Below are 15,675 nucleotides of genomic sequence, written 5' to 3'. Positions count from 1 at the left end.
TGATCGGAGCTGATCATGAATAACAACAACAAAGACCAAAGCCTTACGCACATTGAAACCTACGGGGTCGAACAGATCCCGGACAGTGAACGCACCGCAGGCCCGACGGATTTGTTCCGGATGATCTTCGGTGGTTCCAACACTTTTGCCACCGCCGTGCTCGGCAGTTTCCCGGTGCTGTTCGGCCTGTCTTTTCAGGCGGGCGCCTGGGCGATTGTGCTGGGTGTGTTGCTGGGCTCGCTGATCCTCGCGCCCATGGGCCTGTTCGGCCCGATCAATGGCACCAACAACGCCGTGTCTTCCGGTGCGCACTTCGGCGTGCACGGGCGGATCGTCGGTTCGTTTCTGTCGCTGTTGACCGCCATCGCCTTCTTCTCGCTCTCGGTGTGGAGTTCGGGTGATGCGCTGATCGGTGGCGCCAAGCGCTTGATCGGTCTTCCGGAAACCGACCTGACCCTGGGCCTGGCCTACGGTCTGTTCGCGATCCTGGTACTGACAGTCTGCATCTATGGCTTCCGCTTCCTGCTGTGGGTCAACAAGATCGCGGTGTGGAGTGCCAGCCTGTTGTTCCTGCTGGGCATCTTCGCCTTCGTCGGTCCGTTCGATGTGAACTACGCCGGCACCGTCAGCATGGGCCAACCGGGGTTCTGGGCGGCCTTCATCGGCGCTGCGCTGGTCGCGATGAGCAACCCGATTTCCTTCGGCGCGTTCCTCGGTGACTGGTCGCGTTACATCCCGCGTGACACCTCCAAGCGCCGCATCATGGCTGCCGTGGTGATCTCGCAGATCGCGACCTTCATCCCGTTCCTGTTCGGCCTCGCCACTGCCACCATCGTAGCGATCAAGGCACCGGACTACATCGCCGCCAACAACTACGTCGGCGGTCTGCTGGCCGTCTCGCCGAGCTGGTTCTTCCTGCCGGTGTGCCTGATTGCGGTGATCGGCGGCATGTCCACCGGCACCACCTCGCTCTATGGCACCGGGCTGGACATGTCCAGCGTGTTCCCTCGTGTGCTGTCGCGGGTCAAGGCCACGCTGCTGATCGGCGTGATGTCGATTGCCTTCATCTTCATCGGGCGCTTTGCGGCGAACCTGGTGCAGAGCGTGTCGACCTTCGCGGTGCTGATCATCACCTGCACCACCCCGTGGATGGTGATCATGATCATCGGCCTGCTGGTGCGTCGCGGCTTCTACTGCCCGGATGACCTGCAAGTGTTCACCCGCGGCGAGAAAGGTGGTCGTTACTGGTTCACGCATGGCTGGAACTGGCGTGGGCTGGGTGCCTGGATCCCGAGTGCTGCGGTGGGCTTGTGCTTTGTGAACCTGCCGGGGCAGTTCGTTGGCCCGCTCGGTGAACTGGCCGGCGGCATCGACATCAGCTTGCCGGTCACCCTTGGCCTGGCCTCGTTGGTGTACCTGGCGCTGCTGAGCCTGTTCCCGGAATCGGCCGCGGTGTTTGGTCCAGACGATCCACGCAGCAAAGGTGCCAGCACAATCACGAAATCTGAAATACGTCAGCCGGCTTGAAACCGCTTCCCCTGTGGGAGCGAGCCTGCTCGCGAAGACGGCGGCACATTCAACATCAATGTGACTGATAGACCGCTTTCGCGAGAAGGCTCGCTCCCACAGTGAGCAGCCCCACAGAACCATCTTTGTTTCACCATAAAAAAGACAATCGGAGACACGCCATCATGGCTTTGGATTTATTCGTCGTACTCATCTACGCCGCCGCGATGCTGATACTCGGCTACTACGGCATGCGCAAGGCCAAGACCAACGAAGACTTTTTGGTCGCCGGTCGTAACCTCGGCCCGAGCCTGTACATGGGCACCATGGCCGCTACCGTTCTGGGCGGCGCTTCTACCGTCGGCACCGTGCGCCTGGGCTACGTCCATGGCATCTCCGGTTTCTGGCTCTGCGCGGCCCTCGGTTGCGGGATCGTGGCGCTGAACCTGTTCCTCGCCAAACCGCTGTTGAAACTGAAGATCTACACCGTTACCCAGGTGCTGGAAAAACGCTACAACCCAATGGCCCGCTCCGCGAGCGCGGTGATCATGCTGGCGTATGCGCTAATGATCGGCGTGGTCTCGATCCTGGCCATTGGCACCGTGCTGCAAGTGCTGTTCGACCTGCCGTTCTGGCTGTCGGTATTGGTCGGCGGTGGCGTGGTGGTGATTTATTCGGCGATCGGCGGCATGTGGTCCCTGACCCTGACCGACATCGTCCAGTTCGTCATCAAGACCGTGGGCCTGATGTTCATCCTGTTGCCAATCTGCCTGTACCAAGTCGGTGGTTGGGATGAGTTGGTGCTGAAACTGCCGGCAACCGCCTTCAGCTTCACCACGATTGGCTGGGACACCATCATCACCTACTTCATGATCTACTTCTTCGGGATCCTGATCGGCCAAGACATCTGGCAGCGTGTGTTCACCGTCAAGAGCGCCAAAGTGGCTCAGGTCGCCGGTACATTTGCAGGCTTCTACTGCATCCTTTACGGACTGGCCTGCGCGCTGATCGGCATGGCCGCTCATGTCCTGATCCCGGACCTGGACAACGTCAACAACGCCTTCGCCGCCATCGTCAAACTGTCCCTGCCGGACGGTATCCGTGGCCTGGTGATTGCGGCTGCCCTGGCGGCCATGATGTCCACCGCCAGCGCCGGCCTGCTCGCCGCCGCCACCACCCTGACCGAAGACCTGCTGCCGAAACTGCGCGGCGGCAAACAGTCGACGCTGGGCATCAACCGCCTGTTCACCTTGCTGACCGGCATCGCGGTACTCGGCATCGCGCTGGTAGTCAACGACGTGATCAGCGCGCTGACCCTGGCGTACAACCTGTTGGTGGGTGGCATGCTGATCCCGCTGATCGGTGCAATCTTCTGGAAACGCGCAACCACCGCCGGCGCTATCGCCAGCATGGGAATGGGCTTCGCCACCGCGCTGCTGTTCATGATCAAGGACGGTATGGACGCCAACACCCCGATCTACTACAGCCTCGGTGTTGGTCTGGTGAGTTTCGTGGTGGTCAGCTTGCTGTCCCGTCGCCCTGCAGTGGTGGCCAGCGCCGCCTAAGCTGAACATAACGACTGATGCTTTCTTCGACGGGTGTGGCACGGGCGTGTCCTCCCTTATTTCCTGCGCCGGAAATAAGGGAGGACACGCCCACTTGCCACACCCGTTTTTTTTCGTCTGGAGAAAATCGTTTATGAAGATCGTCAGCCGCGATCAATGGTTCGAGGTGAAACAGCTCAGTGACGGCATTCGCCTGATTCACGAGCCTTACATCCGCCCCTTCTATCGCTGCAACCTCTGGCACATTCAGGGTCGCGACAAGGACTTGCTGCTCGACAGCGGTTCCGGGCTGGTCAGCCTGCGCGAGCAACTGCCGTGGATCACCGAACGGCCGCTGGTCGCGGTGGCCAGTCATTGCCATTTCGACCACATCGCAGGGCATCACGAATTCCCTGAGCGGTTGGTGCATCCGGCTGAAGCGGACATCCTCGCCGCACCCGACGGCGACAACGATTTGAGCAAAGCCTTTGTCGGCGACGACATGTTCGAGGCGCACCCGGATTGCCCGTTGTGCTACGCCGAATACCGGGTCAAAGCCGCACCAGCCACCGGACTGATCGAAGAAGGCGACGTGCTGGATCTGGGCAACCGCACGCTGCAAGTGCTGCATACGCCGGGGCATTCACCGGGCGGCATCAGCCTTTACGAAGCAGCGACCGAAACCCTGTTCAGCGGCGACATCATCTACGACGGGCCGCTGATCGAAGACGCCTACCACTCCAACCTCGACGACTACGCCCGCAGCCTGCAGCGTTTGCGCGAGTTATCGATCCGCACGGTGCATGGCGGGCATTTCGGAAGTTTTTCCGGGGAACATTTGCGCACGATGATTGACAAGTGGCAGCGCTTGCACGCCTGAAGCTTGCTGTGCTCAGCTGGGTTTGGCGGCGTTTACGGCGGAGGAAGATCAGATGTTCAAAACGCCAGGGCGGCGAATGACTTGATCCGGTTTTTGATGGAGGTTGGGCGGGATTGATGCGGACTGCCAACCATCCGCCAGTTGGCAATCAGAATAATCTGCCGACCTGTGGCGAGGGGATTTATCCCCGTTCGGCTGCGAAGCAGTCGCAAATCGCCAGACGCGGTCAACCTGATACAACCCCGGTTGAATGATCTTGGGGCTGCTTCGCAGCCCAACGGGGATAAATCCCCTCGCCACAACAGCCCGCTCGCCACAGGCACCGTGTCGGTAGTTACCGGCGGCGCTGCTGCCGTCGGCGTTGTTCGTCGTCAGTGCGAATAGGCACAGGTTGCAGAGGCGGTTCGATCAAACCGAGTGCAACACCCAGGTCGTGCAGCCAGTTTTGGATTTTCTCTTTCATGGTGCCCCCTTCAGGGTAGTGCCGAGTAGCCAAAATTCTGTAGCCACTTCGCACTGATAATAGTCCGAAGTCCTACGTAATGCTCGCCCAAAGTCGCAATGATCTGTTACTGAATTGATCAAAATACCTGACCGATAGTTCAAGCCATCGCACGAGCCTGACTCGGCGCCGACGGATAGACCCATTTTTGCTGCTCAAGCCACGCGTTCAAGTTCGCCCCGACCATGCCTTTTCGCCACATCAGCCACGTGGTGGCACTGGCAAATGGCTCGGCCAACGGATGCACCGCCACGCTTTCGCGGCCCGGCAGACTAGCAAGCATCGACTCCGAAATCAGCGCCACGCCTGAGCCGGCGATCACGCAGGCAGGTCGTGATGCAACGTTCCCGGGAACTGGCGCCCCACGCCACCCAGCGCAACGCCGGACGGCTGACGGCATGCTTTGCCGTAGGCCAGCTCATCGGGCCGTTGCTGGCGGCATTGAGCAGCCACTTCAGCGGTGGTTTGCAACCCCGCGCTGGTGTTCGCCGACAGCGGTTTGATTGTCGCTGGCGGTCTGTTATTGCGTCCGGTCAGCTCTGCCCAAGGGCTTTGCGCAAGCGACGGCGCACCCACTGCTCAGCGCTGACAAACGTGATGCCCAACAACACCAGCACCGCGCCGACAACGAAGTTGAAGCTCAGCTCTTCGCCCAGCAGCACCACGCCGAACGTGACGCCGAACAGCGGCGTCATGAACGAAAACACCGCCAGGTTCGCCGCCAGATAACGGCGCAACAGCCAGAACCAGGTCAGGTAACTGAAGAACGACACCACCAATCCCTGGAACAACACACTGGCCACCGCGACGGTGGTCAGGCTGACGTGAGTAACCTGGCCGCTGAGGATCGCGATCAGCAACAGGCCAACGAAACCGACGATCAATTGATAGAACAGCGTCAGCGTCACCGGCGCTTCCGACAGGCGCGAAGCACGCACCACCACCGTAGTTGCACCCCATGACGCGCCAGCCAGAACGCCCAGCGCATCGCCCATCAACATGCGGTGATCGAGGTTGTCCCACGACACCCCGCCGGCAAAGGCGATGGCGATCCCGACGAAGGCGAGGAAAATCCCCAGCCACTGAACGGGTCTTAAACGCTCGCTCGGCAACAGCCAATGAACGCCCAATGCGGTGAAGATCGGCGCGGTGTAAAGGAACACCGACATGTGCGCGGCCGTGGTCAGTTGCAAGCCTTCGGAAATGAAGAAAAACTCCAGGCCAAAAAGCGCGCCAGCCAGTAGTCCTCCGCGCCAGGTATTGCCCACTTGATCCCAGCCGCCCTTCCAGCAGATCAACAATCCTACGAGCAATGCGGAAATACCCGAGCGACCGGCGGCCTGCATGACCGGCGCGATGTCTGGCGCCGCCCACTTGATCATCACCTGCTGAACACCCCAGATCAGGCACAACCCAATCATCACTTGCAGGGCAAATCCATCAGCGCTGCGCCGGGTGGCGCTCACCGGAACACCTCGACAACACAATCCATGGCAGAAACTCGGCAGTCAAAAAATGGAAAGGCCGATCAGTCAAGGAACGCCCCCCTGTAGCAGCTGTCGAGCCCCAGCGAGGCTGCGTCCGGCTGCGTAGCAGTCGTAAGTCAGACTTTGCGGTGTTTCAGAAAGTCCGCGTGTGCAGGATTTACGACTGCTTCGCAGCCGGACGCAGCCTCGCTGGGGCTCGACATCTGCTACAGGGCCGGACGCTGGCTTGGCTGGACGACACAGGGCCGGTTCGGGGTCAGCTTAGTTCAATGCGATCGGCGTGAATAACGATCTGGCCGTTCTTGTACAACGCACCGATGGCCTTTTTGAAGTTGCCCTTGCTCACGCCAAACATACTGGTGATCACCGTCGGGTCGCTCTTGTCGCTGACCGGCAGGCTGCCATTGTTGTCGCGCAACTTGGCAAGAATCTTCGAGTTCAGGCTGGTGGCGGCTTCTTCGCCGACCGGTTGCAGGCTCAGGCTGATTTTGCCGTCGGCACGGACTTCTTTGATAAAGCCCTTCTCTTCTTTACCGGCGCGCATGAACTTGAAGATTTCGTTCTTGTGGATCAGCCCCCAGTGCTTGTTGTTGATGATCGCCTTGAAGCCCATATCGGTGGCTTCGGCAACCAGCAAATCAACTTCCTGGCCAGGGGTGTAGTTGGCCGGGGTCTTGTCGAGGTAGCGGTCCAGACGCGCCGTCGCGGTGATGCGGCGGGTGTGCTTGTCGAGGTAGACGTGCACCACCACATATTCACCGGCGGTCATCTGACGCTTTTCTTCGGAGTACGGCAGCAACAGATCCTTCGGCAAACCCCAATCCAGGAAAACACCGATGCTGTTGACTTCAACGACTTTTAAACTGGCGAATTCACCGACCTGAACTTTCGGCTTTTCGGTAGTTGCGATGAGTTTGTCATCGCTGTCCAGATAAATAAAAACGTTGAGCCAGTCTTCATCTTCGCTGGGAATATCTTTGGGAATATAACGATTAGGCAGGAGGATTTCGCCATCCGCGCCACCGTCCAGATATAAACCGAAGTTAGTGTGTTTAACCACTTGCAAACTGTTGTAGCGCCCGACTAAAGCCATTTCCAATACCCTCATTGCGTGGGCGGCATTCTACCCGGTTTTGCGGGCCGCGTTCGCTGGCCAGCCCGGTGGCGCAAGAAAATCCTCTGAAGGGCTTAATTTTCCTGGGCTTTACCGCGCGCGCCAGGCCGCTCGTCAGGCCGTTCTGGGGATTTCCGCGCCTGTCCACCAGGCGAAAAACTGTAATTTTGCACGACCGTTCTTAGTTAAAACAGTAGCTTAGAGACCTATTCAGAATAATAACTTGTGATTAATTCTTCATCTGCCCTGTGTATTTCGGGGGGATATTTACCAAGCAATTGTCAAGTATTTCCTGTACGATGCCTGGCCAAGTTAATTTTCTATAGGTTAATGGCCGCCATGCGTGTAAAAGCATCCAACAGCAAAGCAAAGCCAGCTCCAGCCGTTGAAACCAGCGAATCGATCAACAACCAGATTGCTGCGTTCCTCAAGTCCGGCGGAGAGATCCAGCAAATTGCCAAAGGCGTCAGCGGCCAGACGTTCGGCCCGTCCAAGCAGATCACCCTGGGCAAGAAGTAACTTCCCCAAGATCCGCCGCGACACCTGGTCCCTAAGCGCTTTGAGCTTCGAAGCGCTTGGACTGGAACCCCCTCGCAGTACCCCCGCAAACAAACCAATATTTCAAAAATCGACGAACGGCCTTCGATGCCGAGTATTCGCCGGTATGCTTGCACACGTCTAGATCAAGCGTTTCAGTAGGTTTTTAGTGCCTGCACCTCGCTGTCATGGAGTGACGCATGCTCAAACCCTCCTATTTATTGCTCGGCACCCTGCTGTCGTGTTCGGTCGCCAACGCGCAAATCTTTCAGCGTGAACTGGGCGACTTCGATCTCAAACTCGGCACCACCCCCAGCCGCAGCATGGCCCAGGGGCTGGTCAAACCTTCCAGCACCGGCTCGTTCCACGGTGGTCTCGACCTGAGTCACGACAGTGGTTTTTATGTGGGCCAATGGGCACCGAGCATGGGTTTAACGCCTGGGGCCAACCTTGAAGTCGACTCCTACATGGGCTTTAAACAGCCTTTCGACAATACCCTCGGGTACGAAGTCGGCATGATCCGTTACAGCTATCCGAAAGTGGACACCCTCGACAGCCAGGAGCTTTTCGGTGGCCTGACCTTTCTGGGCAGCCGTTTCGGCGCAGCCTTCAGCAATGACCCGGACAAACAGAACAGCACCGTGTTCGCCGACCTCGGCGGCAATCAGCCGTTCGGCATCGGGATCAGCATGAAATACACCACCCACCAGCTCAACACGCCGGCATCCGTCGACGGTGGGTACGTAGGCAGTTTCACCGACTGGTCAGTGAAACTTTCCCGCCCGTTCATGGGCGTCGATCTGGACCTGATCTACAGTGATTCCAACTTGAGTGGCAACAGTTGCTCCGCCTATTCCGGGCACAACAGCCAATGCGACGGACTGGTTACCCTCAAGGCCGAACGCGCCTTTTACTGATCGGCTGAACTGCGAGGCTCATCCTGCGTTCACATAGAAAAGCCCATTAAAAAGCCAGGCCTTCGCAAAGGATTCGCCCATGTCGCGCTGGTTGAAGTATCTCGCCGTCGTTATCACCCTCAGTCTCGCCCTCGCAGCGTGCAGCCGCGTGGGCCTGGCCTACCGCAACCTCGACGTGATTGTTCCGTGGACGCTCAGCGACTATCTGAACATGAACGGCGAGCAGAAAGATTGGTTCAACGAGCGCCTCAAGGAGCACCTCAGCTGGCACTGCACCACGCAACTGCCGGGCTACCTCGACTGGCTGGACCGCTTGCAGGTCATGGTCGAGACCAACCAGGTCACCGACGCTGCGCTGCAAACCCGCGTCCAGGAAGCCAAACAAGCCATCGCCCAGACCGCGAGGGAAATCACCCCGTCGGCCATTGAGCTATTACAGGGGTTGGATGACAAGCAAGTCGCAGAGATGAACGACGCCTTTGCCAAGGACCAACGCAAACGCCAGGACCAATACCTCAAACCGTCTCTAGATCAACAGATCAAGGCGCGTAGCCAGCGCATGGAAAAACGCCTGAATGACTGGCTCGGCCCGCTCAGCACCACCCAGCAGCAACGCGTTGTCGCGTGGTCCAACGCCTTGGGGGACCAGAATACGCAATGGATCGCCAACCGCGTCCATTGGCAGAAGCAGTTCAGTGCGGCAGTTGCGCAGCGCCAGAGTCCAGAGTTCCCACAGAGAATCGAGACACTTCTGGTCAATCGCGAGAGCTTGTGGACGCCCGCTTATCGCCAGGCCTACGCCAGCACCGAAGCCCAGGCACGGGCGTTATTTGTGGACTTGATGGCCGAAAGCACGCCGGAACAGCGCCAGCAGTTGCTGAAGAAAATAGAAGGGGTGCGCAAGGACTTCAATGATTTGAAGTGTTTGAAGGCAGCCAAACAAAGTTAAGCACTACACAACTCCATTGTGGGAGCGAGCCTGCTCGCGATTGCGGTGTATCAATAAAAATTGATGTTACTGATGTACCGCAATCGCGAGCAGGCTCGCTCCCACACTGGGTTAGGGGGTGATCGTCAGGCAATCTGCGCCTTCGACGCCACCTCATCAAACGTCACCTCATCCAAAGCATCTTCCTGCTCATCCAACACCTGCCGCGGATGGTCATTGCCCGGAATACTGCTGTCGATCAGGCTCAATAAACTCGAGCCCCGAGGCGTCAAAATGTAGTTCGAACCGTTACCACCTTGATCCTCAGGCCGAGGCTCAATATAGCCGCGCGCCAACAGTAACTTTTCATACTCACCAGCCACTGCTTTCAGGTGATCCAGGTTCTCAATCGTCTCGCCCTCCGCCGCTTTTTCCGCCGCGTACTGCTCGGCGTAGGGCCGTGGCGTGAAGCTATGGCCGGCGCTGTTCTGCACCTCGTGCAGCAAGCGTTCAATCAAATCCCAGTTATAAGTCGTCATCCTGATTCAACCTCCAGTTCCCGCGAGTGAGATGGCCTTCATAGGGTGTGACCGGCGCGGCTCGTAGCCGTTCAGCCGAGGTTTTTGCCTGTACCGACCGGCGGTATGTCGAATTGCGCATAGGCCAAACGACTAGGCTGTGTAAGTCACCTCCCAGCATCCTGCAGGAGAATCCCAATGAACATTCAGAATCATCCCGTCGTCTCTCGAGAAGAATGGCTCGCCGCCCGCAAGCAACACCTGGCCCACGAAAAAGCCTTTACCAAAGAACGAGACAAACTCAGCGCCGAACGCCGCGCCCTGCCCTGGGTGAAAATCGACAAGGACTACCACTTCCAGGGCCCGAACGGCGAACTGAAACTGGCGGACCTGTTCGGCGGCCGTAGCCAGTTGGTCATCTACCACTTCATGTTTGGCAAAGGCTGGGACGAAGGCTGCTCTGGCTGCTCGTTCCTGTCCGATCACATCGACGGCGCCAACCAACACCTGGCCCATCATGACGTCGCCGTGGTGGCGGTTTCCCACGCACCGTTCGCCGAATTCCAGGCCTTCAAACGACGCATGGGCTGGAAATTCGATTGGGTGTCGTCAGAAGGCTGCGACTTCAATTACGACTTCGGCGTCTCGGCCCGAGCAGAAGACGTCACCGCCGGTAAAGCCACCTACAACTACGAAAAATCTGACGGCGCCGAAGAAGAACTCCCCGGCCTCAGCGTGTTTTATCGCAATGATGCTGGTGAGATTTTTCATACCTATTCCACTTATGCCCGAGGTTTGGACATGTTGGTTGGGGCTTACAACTACTTGGACCTCACACCCAAGGGGCGTAATGAAGAGGAAATCATGGAATGGGTAAGGCTTCATGATCAGTATGACGACAAGGTCTCGGCCAGCTGCTGCCATGGAGGGTAGCCCTCAGGGTTCGAGCACAACCATCGGGGGCTTGGTCCGGGCTGGACACAGTCCCCATGAACACCACCCCCCCTGTGTGCGAGCCTGCTCGCGATGACTGACTAACATTCAACATAGATATCAACTGATACACCGCTTTCGCGAGCAGGGTCGCTCCCACAAGGTTGCGTGGAGTTCTGTAGGTTGCGGTTCGTTGCCTGATTGCAATTGCGGCAAATGCCCTACAACAAGCTCGGAATCAGGTGACTTGCACCGCTGGAACGATGAAACTTATAGTCCGCCCGTCGCCCAAAAGGCGACCGGGTTTGGCGACCTGATTAGAGAGAGTCCTTTTTCATTACGAGAGACTCCAACTATGGATAGATACATGCCCCTCACCGGAATCGACCTGATCCAGGCTTCTCTGCTTATTGATACCCAAGCGCCGCTCGACGTCCTGCAAGCAATGGCGGATTACCGCATTCGCACGGTCACACAGGTGCTGGAGAACATCGCCTTTCGTGCCGAGATTGGTTGCGACACGGTGGTGCTTTCGGACTTTTTCAAACTGCTGGCCATACCTTTGCGTGATGGTTGTGATTTGATGGATGTGATTGGTCGACGATTGCTGGCGCAGGCTGCGGGGCAAATGAAAACGGGCGACCTTTTGGGTCGCCCGTTTCATGTTGTGAGCAATGTCTAGTTCTGAAATAGTTTTACACCTGCTTCAGGTCTAGACACCTTCACATCGAAAGGCAAACAAATAAATCCCTCCCCTTTAGGTCGTTCCTGCCACTAAACAGTTAAAACTGCAGCGTGGGTGGGCTTTTAATTTTGACTCGAATTCTGCTAATTAAGAGTTCCGTTCCGCTCTAACAGATTCAACATTTGACGTATCTCGCCTCAGGCAGGAAAAAGCGCGCCGCCAACCAGCAAGTAGCTGTTGAAGCTACGGAGATCATAAGCATTTCAAAAATATAATCCGAGAATTTGGCGCTCTTGACTCCGTGCACTACAGCCGCAACAAACAACAATGCCCACAACATGGCAAGGCAGCTCCCCGCCAAGGAAAGAACAACACAATTGCGCGGAGTCCTGTTGATTTTCAGCCACGTGACCACTAGTGCGAACCCCAGAAACGGCAGAAAAAAAATGCCACCTGCGCGATGAGTGGAGCCACCACCGGCAGCAACAGTAGTTCCGCGCTCCTTACCTCGCCCAAACCGGGGAGTGCTCGCTAAATGGGCGAGCAGTGCAACGAACTTGAAAATATCAGCGAAAAATCCCAGTACCAAGGGGCAGAAGAAGAAGGCCATGAATACTTTACGACGCGGGTAATTTATTTCTCTCATTGTGTACAGCCCTGACTCTTGGAACATCCCAGAAATTTACAACCAAACTCCACTCTAGATTGATAATCCAAAATATTCACTCCGCAAAGAAAAAAGTGGACAGATTTATTTTCTGGCAATCACACAAGCCAAATAAATAAATCCGCCCCCCTTTACGAAAGTTCTACATATAAGTGCTTACTCTTCATTGCTCATCAACCCAGACAGCCTTAATCCAAGCACCCAGAGTTGGCCAACTTTCTGAAGAGGTACCATCGTGCGACCAAAACCTGATATCTCCTTCGTCCGATATACAGTAGTAATTTCCATTATCCTCACAAAATGGAAGCCATGTTTTAGGAACTCCGACGATCCAAGCCTCTCTTGCGGCATGTAAAAGCTCTCTAGGATGACGCTGTGCAGAAGTAACTCTTAGTGCATCTTTCCCATTAAAAACACTATCACTGGCCTCCTTAAGAAAAACTCTATACTCACCAGAAATGGCCAATCCTAGCTCTCTTTCATAGGAGTCTAGGAGACTTTCGTCTGGCAGTTCCTGCCGCACGGGCAAACTCATCCTGACGCTTTTAAGCTCGGCAATAGCTGAGTGAATATCAACAAACATCGCAACACCTCTCAGTCAAAAATCCAAAGATCTGGACTTCCAATAATTCTTCTTCCATTTTTCAAATTGCGCCCGGTTGATCCCAGACGGAATTTCGCTACCAGAGTTAATATGAATCACACCGCTGTTTTTCTGGTGGAAACTCTGGGTGACCTCAGCAATTGGACCATCCTGCGTCTGAAGCATGTGGTGAAGATTTACCTTCTTCCCGTCAGTACCATACGGCGCCAAGCCATTTTCCATCAACTGTTTGTTAGTAAAGCCGGTACTTGCGTCAACCCTGCTGGGGTCTATGAGGTCATTCCTTTGATATACCTTGTTCCCGCTAAACTGCACTGGTTCTTGTGACCAGTACGTTCGTTGCTGCCCGAAGAAAGTATCTGCTTGCTTGTCTAGTCCAGCCTTCCCTTTTTCACCCACCACCGTGATACGTGAATCACCTTTCCCCGCCACCTTCCCTGGCATCGCGCCCGTCATGATACTGGTAATCAACTCACCGCCACCAATCAGAAAACGATCGTCTACCTCCTTGGAATCAAGAGACCTCTCTTCAATAGCCTCCGCCACCATTTGGCTCAGGGTGGACTGCAGCTTTTCTATGTTCTTCGAAATCGTTTGGCCAATTTCCGTCCCGGCAAGCGCTTGCATCACAATAAATTGAGCGACGCCTTTCGGCCCTTGAGCGGCGGCCATTACATACGCTACTGCCTCTTGGCTCCCAGGATGGTCTTCGATATAGGCCTGGACCGCAGACAACTGAAGATTAAGCTTTTGAAGAGGTCGAAGCTCAGGCGGGACGACATTCGTCGTTTCCAGGTTCACTGCGTTTGGATTACGAGTGTCATTATCCGACTCAAGCGTCTTCTCAATATCCTTGACAACCTGAGGTTCAATCCCATTCATCCTGGCCAAATTGGCAAGAACGCCATCGATGAACGCGGGATCTCCCATCATCCCCAAGGCGTCTTTACGGCTCTTGCCTGACAGGAGAAGCGCCTCCAGAGTGCTTTCGGCCAGCTCCTTGCCTGCCGCATCTTGAGCGCGGGTATCCAAGGGACGGCCCAGAATGTTATCCATGCGATTGACCACGACGTTCAGCGCCGAGGCCGCTCTGTCGAAGTTGGCCAGTGCGGTCTTGTCATAGTCGAGGAATGCTTCGGTCCATTGCTGCACGGTTACAACAGGGTGGAGTACTGCATTAATCGAAGAATCACTGGCATACAGATCGGTGCGCTCCTCCTCATCCTTGGTGATCTCATACGCCTTGCTCACATCACGGTTCAGCCCTGCCGTGGAGTCAGCGCCGGTCTCGGCGTCCTTGCGCACCACGATCTCGCCTGCGCCGACTGTGGCCCGCACGATCTGCTCGCGATCCTTCTCGTAGTTCCAGCCTTCAACGCTCCCGCCCGCCTGGCCTTCCTTGCCTTTCCCTACCTGGCTGCCGTCTTGCACGGTGCCGCCATTACCGCCGGAGTTGTAGGTGCCGCCGACGTTCAAGTAGTAACCGTGCTCTTTATCCTTCCCGACGATATCGCTGAAGCCCAATGTGCCGGTGTCCAGCTTCAGGTTGCCGTTGTCGGCAGCAATCACCGCACCGTCGATCTGGGTGTGGTTTTCGGTGCGGATATCGACTTTGCTTTTGCCGATGATGCTGGTTTGTTCTTCGACCCAGTTGGTCTTGCCGGTGGTCTGGCCGTAGCCGACCGAGCCACTGACACCGACGAAGGAGCCGGTAGCGCTGATGTCGAACTCCTTGCCCTTGACCTCGCCGGTATCGGCTACCGAGGAAACATTGAGGTCGCCGCCAACACGACCGACCACTTCATCGCCGCGCAGGGTGGCACCTGCGATGTTGGTGTCTTGGCCACTGGTGAAGCCCAGGCGGTTACCGGCGTAGAGGTACGCCTCTTGTTGACGTTCGCTCTCGCGCTCCAGATTGCCCTTGCCGAGGCTGACGCTGACATAAACGCCCACCCCCTCGGAGCCAAAGGCAAGACCGGCTTCTCCGCCACCGTTGTGGCGATTGTTTTCACTGCTGCTGTCGTTCTGCGCCGAGCGGATGTTCAGTTCGTTGTCGGCAGAAAAACTGTTTTGTCAGCAACAGGAAAACACTGCGCATAGCGTGGCCCTGCTCCGAATGGCAATAGCAACTGGAATCCATCGACCAGCTATCAAAGAGCCAGCAGAAGTTTGTTGCACAAATGCTTAATGCCTTGATCTTTCAGCCACGACCAAAGCGAGCGGCGAGAGAAGGGAGGTTTTCAGTAAGCGGATAAGGCAACACCGGCACGGGGCCAGTGTTGAGTGAACTCTACGTAAAACGACTACTCATAGACTTTCGCCGCACACAATATCTTTGCAAAAGTGCTCCAGCTAGGGCTAGCAACATCACTATCACCAGAGTTCTTTGCATACATATCTATTGACCTAATCCAGGCCTCCATTGCAGCTAAAAATCTCTCTAGGTCTGGATTTTCCCAGTCGTCAGGATTAAGTATCAATCCCTCCCTGAACTCTCCAATAAAATCTGCAAGATCTTCTTTTGTCTGTATTTCCCTAACTCGCTCAGAACTCATACGCCCCTCACTTACAAACACCTCGAACACAGATAATAGAACCATTATTGGGCGTAGTCATTTTCCATCCTTCCCTAGCAACCTCTGCTGGCGTAGCTGGGACAACTTTGATTGGAACGCCAGCCTCAGACACAGCAAGCAATCGCCGATTATCTAAGCTGTAAACCGCTCCGTCCCTCTCAAATACTCGAATAGGAGGCAAGTCATCCGGAGAAATTTTTCCTGACTTCAGCCCGTCAATTGTTGACTGGAGAGTCTGACCATCTTTGAAAGTGTTCGAAACACTATCTTGCGTGAA

The 15,675-nt window shown here is 56.2% G+C and carries 15 protein-coding genes and 3 pseudogenes; 9 read left to right on the top strand and 9 right to left on the bottom strand.

The features are described from left to right. Positions 1 to 15 precede the first annotated feature (15 nt). From ACYZUA_RS10055 to ACYZUA_RS10045, 3 genes are all read left to right on the top strand, one after another. Positions 16 to 1,527, top strand: a complete 1,512-nt coding sequence (locus tag ACYZUA_RS10055; protein ID WP_461962965.1) for a purine-cytosine permease family protein — start codon at positions 16 to 18, stop codon at positions 1,525 to 1,527. A gap of 164 nt (positions 1,528 to 1,691) precedes the next feature. Next, on the top strand, positions 1,692 to 3,071 hold the full coding sequence (locus ACYZUA_RS10050; RefSeq protein ID WP_461962964.1) for a sodium:solute symporter family protein: 1,380 nt from the start codon (positions 1,692 to 1,694) through the stop codon (positions 3,069 to 3,071). 133 nt (positions 3,072 to 3,204) lie between these two features. Then, on the top strand, positions 3,205 to 3,930 hold the full coding sequence (locus tag ACYZUA_RS10045) for an MBL fold metallo-hydrolase (RefSeq protein ID WP_461962963.1): 726 nt from the start codon (positions 3,205 to 3,207) through the stop codon (positions 3,928 to 3,930). A gap of 334 nt (positions 3,931 to 4,264) precedes the next feature. Here ACYZUA_RS10045 and ACYZUA_RS10040 read toward each other — a convergent pair whose 3' ends face one another. Next, the gene (locus tag ACYZUA_RS10040) at positions 4,265 to 4,393 is read right to left on the bottom strand and encodes a PA1414 family protein (RefSeq protein WP_007914492.1); all 129 of its coding nucleotides are present in this window, start codon (positions 4,391 to 4,393) and stop codon (positions 4,265 to 4,267) included. Positions 4,394 to 4,532: 139 nt separating this feature from the next. Beyond that, positions 4,533 to 4,760: pseudogene (locus tag ACYZUA_RS10035) on the bottom strand (LysR substrate-binding domain-containing protein); the annotation flags it as partial. On the opposite strand from ACYZUA_RS10035, the pseudogene ACYZUA_RS10030 reads away from it, so the two are divergent. Then, a pseudogene (locus tag ACYZUA_RS10030) lies at positions 4,760 to 5,021 on the top strand (YbfB/YjiJ family MFS transporter); the annotation flags it as partial. The pseudogenes ACYZUA_RS10035 and ACYZUA_RS10030 overlap by 1 nt on opposite strands. Here ACYZUA_RS10030 and ACYZUA_RS10025 read toward each other — a convergent pair. Then, positions 4,966 to 5,898: a DMT family transporter gene (locus ACYZUA_RS10025; protein ID WP_046048101.1), complete on the bottom strand. Its 933-nt coding sequence runs from the start codon at positions 5,896 to 5,898 to the stop codon at positions 4,966 to 4,968. The pseudogene ACYZUA_RS10030 and the gene ACYZUA_RS10025 sit on opposite strands and share 56 nt — an antisense overlap. Before the next feature lie 277 nt (positions 5,899 to 6,175). Further along, on the bottom strand, positions 6,176 to 7,012 hold the full coding sequence (locus tag ACYZUA_RS10020; RefSeq protein WP_309674159.1) for a CvfB family protein: 837 nt from the start codon (positions 7,010 to 7,012) through the stop codon (positions 6,176 to 6,178). A 351-nt stretch (positions 7,013 to 7,363) separates the two neighbouring features. Between ACYZUA_RS10020 and ACYZUA_RS10015 the strand changes: the two genes are divergently transcribed. From ACYZUA_RS10015 to ACYZUA_RS10005, 3 genes are all read left to right on the top strand, one after another. Next, a complete protein-coding gene (locus ACYZUA_RS10015; RefSeq protein ID WP_017337097.1) occupies positions 7,364 to 7,552 on the top strand; it encodes a hypothetical protein in 189 nt (62 codons plus the stop codon). A 218-nt stretch (positions 7,553 to 7,770) separates the two neighbouring features. Continuing rightward, on the top strand, positions 7,771 to 8,487 hold the full coding sequence (locus tag ACYZUA_RS10010) for a TorF family putative porin (protein WP_461962962.1): 717 nt from the start codon (positions 7,771 to 7,773) through the stop codon (positions 8,485 to 8,487). A gap of 79 nt (positions 8,488 to 8,566) precedes the next feature. Further along, a complete protein-coding gene (locus ACYZUA_RS10005) occupies positions 8,567 to 9,436 on the top strand; it encodes a DUF6279 family lipoprotein (protein WP_461962961.1) in 870 nt (289 codons plus the stop codon). A gap of 125 nt (positions 9,437 to 9,561) precedes the next feature. Here the strand turns inward: ACYZUA_RS10005 and ACYZUA_RS10000 are convergent, their stop codons facing one another. Further along, positions 9,562 to 9,954, bottom strand: a complete 393-nt coding sequence (locus tag ACYZUA_RS10000; RefSeq protein WP_461962960.1) for a transcriptional regulator — start codon at positions 9,952 to 9,954, stop codon at positions 9,562 to 9,564. Positions 9,955 to 10,131: 177 nt separating this feature from the next. Between ACYZUA_RS10000 and ACYZUA_RS09995 the strand changes: the two genes are divergently transcribed. Both ACYZUA_RS09995 and ACYZUA_RS09990 read left to right on the top strand, forming a co-directional pair. After that, on the top strand, positions 10,132 to 10,866 hold the full coding sequence (locus ACYZUA_RS09995) for a DUF899 domain-containing protein (protein WP_461962959.1): 735 nt from the start codon (positions 10,132 to 10,134) through the stop codon (positions 10,864 to 10,866). A gap of 355 nt (positions 10,867 to 11,221) precedes the next feature. After that, on the top strand, positions 11,222 to 11,548 hold the full coding sequence (locus ACYZUA_RS09990) for a hypothetical protein (RefSeq protein ID WP_461963932.1): 327 nt from the start codon (positions 11,222 to 11,224) through the stop codon (positions 11,546 to 11,548). Between the two features lie 178 nt (positions 11,549 to 11,726). Here the strand turns inward: ACYZUA_RS09990 and ACYZUA_RS09985 are convergent, their stop codons facing one another. From ACYZUA_RS09985 to ACYZUA_RS09970, 4 genes and pseudogenes are all read right to left on the bottom strand, one after another. After that, complete coding sequence (locus ACYZUA_RS09985; protein ID WP_461962958.1) at positions 11,727 to 12,197, bottom strand: hypothetical protein; 471 nt, start codon at positions 12,195 to 12,197, stop codon at positions 11,727 to 11,729. Positions 12,198 to 12,381: 184 nt separating this feature from the next. Beyond that, the gene (locus tag ACYZUA_RS09980; protein ID WP_461962957.1) at positions 12,382 to 12,801 is read right to left on the bottom strand and encodes an SMI1/KNR4 family protein; all 420 of its coding nucleotides are present in this window, start codon (positions 12,799 to 12,801) and stop codon (positions 12,382 to 12,384) included. Positions 12,802 to 12,816: 15 nt separating this feature from the next. After that, positions 12,817 to 14,880, bottom strand: a pseudogene (locus tag ACYZUA_RS09975) (HNH/ENDO VII family nuclease); the annotation flags it as partial. Positions 14,881 to 15,125: 245 nt separating this feature from the next. Then, entirely contained in the window at positions 15,126 to 15,377 is a 252-nt protein-coding gene (locus ACYZUA_RS09970) for a DUF7660 family protein (protein WP_102616595.1), read from the bottom strand. Positions 15,378 to 15,675 lie beyond the last annotated feature (298 nt).

It is taken from the genome of Pseudomonas sp. LS2P72 (assembly GCF_054897865.1).
This window is presented reverse-complemented; position numbering and strand designations above follow the sequence as displayed.

Excerpts from the sequence above, each read along its gene's own strand:
- ACYZUA_RS10055 (WP_461962965.1), top strand. The coding sequence starts at position 16 with ATGAATAACAACAACAAAGACCAAAGCCTTACGCACATTGAAACCTAC.
- ACYZUA_RS10050 (WP_461962964.1), top strand. The coding sequence starts at position 1,692 with ATGGCTTTGGATTTATTCGTCGTACTCATCTACGCCGCCGCGATGCTG.
- ACYZUA_RS10045 (WP_461962963.1), top strand. The coding sequence starts at position 3,205 with ATGAAGATCGTCAGCCGCGATCAATGGTTCGAGGTGAAACAGCTCAGT.
- ACYZUA_RS10040 (WP_007914492.1), bottom strand. The coding sequence starts at position 4,393 with ATGAAAGAGAAAATCCAAAACTGGCTGCACGACCTGGGTGTTGCACTC.
- ACYZUA_RS10020 (WP_309674159.1), bottom strand. The coding sequence starts at position 7,012 with ATGGCTTTAGTCGGGCGCTACAACAGTTTGCAAGTGGTTAAACACACT.
- ACYZUA_RS10015 (WP_017337097.1), top strand. The coding sequence starts at position 7,364 with ATGGCCGCCATGCGTGTAAAAGCATCCAACAGCAAAGCAAAGCCAGCT.
- ACYZUA_RS10010 (WP_461962962.1), top strand. The coding sequence starts at position 7,771 with ATGCTCAAACCCTCCTATTTATTGCTCGGCACCCTGCTGTCGTGTTCG.
- ACYZUA_RS10005 (WP_461962961.1), top strand. The coding sequence starts at position 8,567 with ATGTCGCGCTGGTTGAAGTATCTCGCCGTCGTTATCACCCTCAGTCTC.
- ACYZUA_RS10000 (WP_461962960.1), bottom strand. The coding sequence starts at position 9,954 with ATGACGACTTATAACTGGGATTTGATTGAACGCTTGCTGCACGAGGTG.
- ACYZUA_RS09995 (WP_461962959.1), top strand. The coding sequence starts at position 10,132 with ATGAACATTCAGAATCATCCCGTCGTCTCTCGAGAAGAATGGCTCGCC.
- ACYZUA_RS09990 (WP_461963932.1), top strand. The coding sequence starts at position 11,222 with ATGGATAGATACATGCCCCTCACCGGAATCGACCTGATCCAGGCTTCT.
- ACYZUA_RS09985 (WP_461962958.1), bottom strand. The coding sequence starts at position 12,197 with ATGAGAGAAATAAATTACCCGCGTCGTAAAGTATTCATGGCCTTCTTC.
- ACYZUA_RS09980 (WP_461962957.1), bottom strand. The coding sequence starts at position 12,801 with ATGTTTGTTGATATTCACTCAGCTATTGCCGAGCTTAAAAGCGTCAGG.
- ACYZUA_RS09970 (WP_102616595.1), bottom strand. The coding sequence starts at position 15,377 with ATGAGTTCTGAGCGAGTTAGGGAAATACAGACAAAAGAAGATCTTGCA.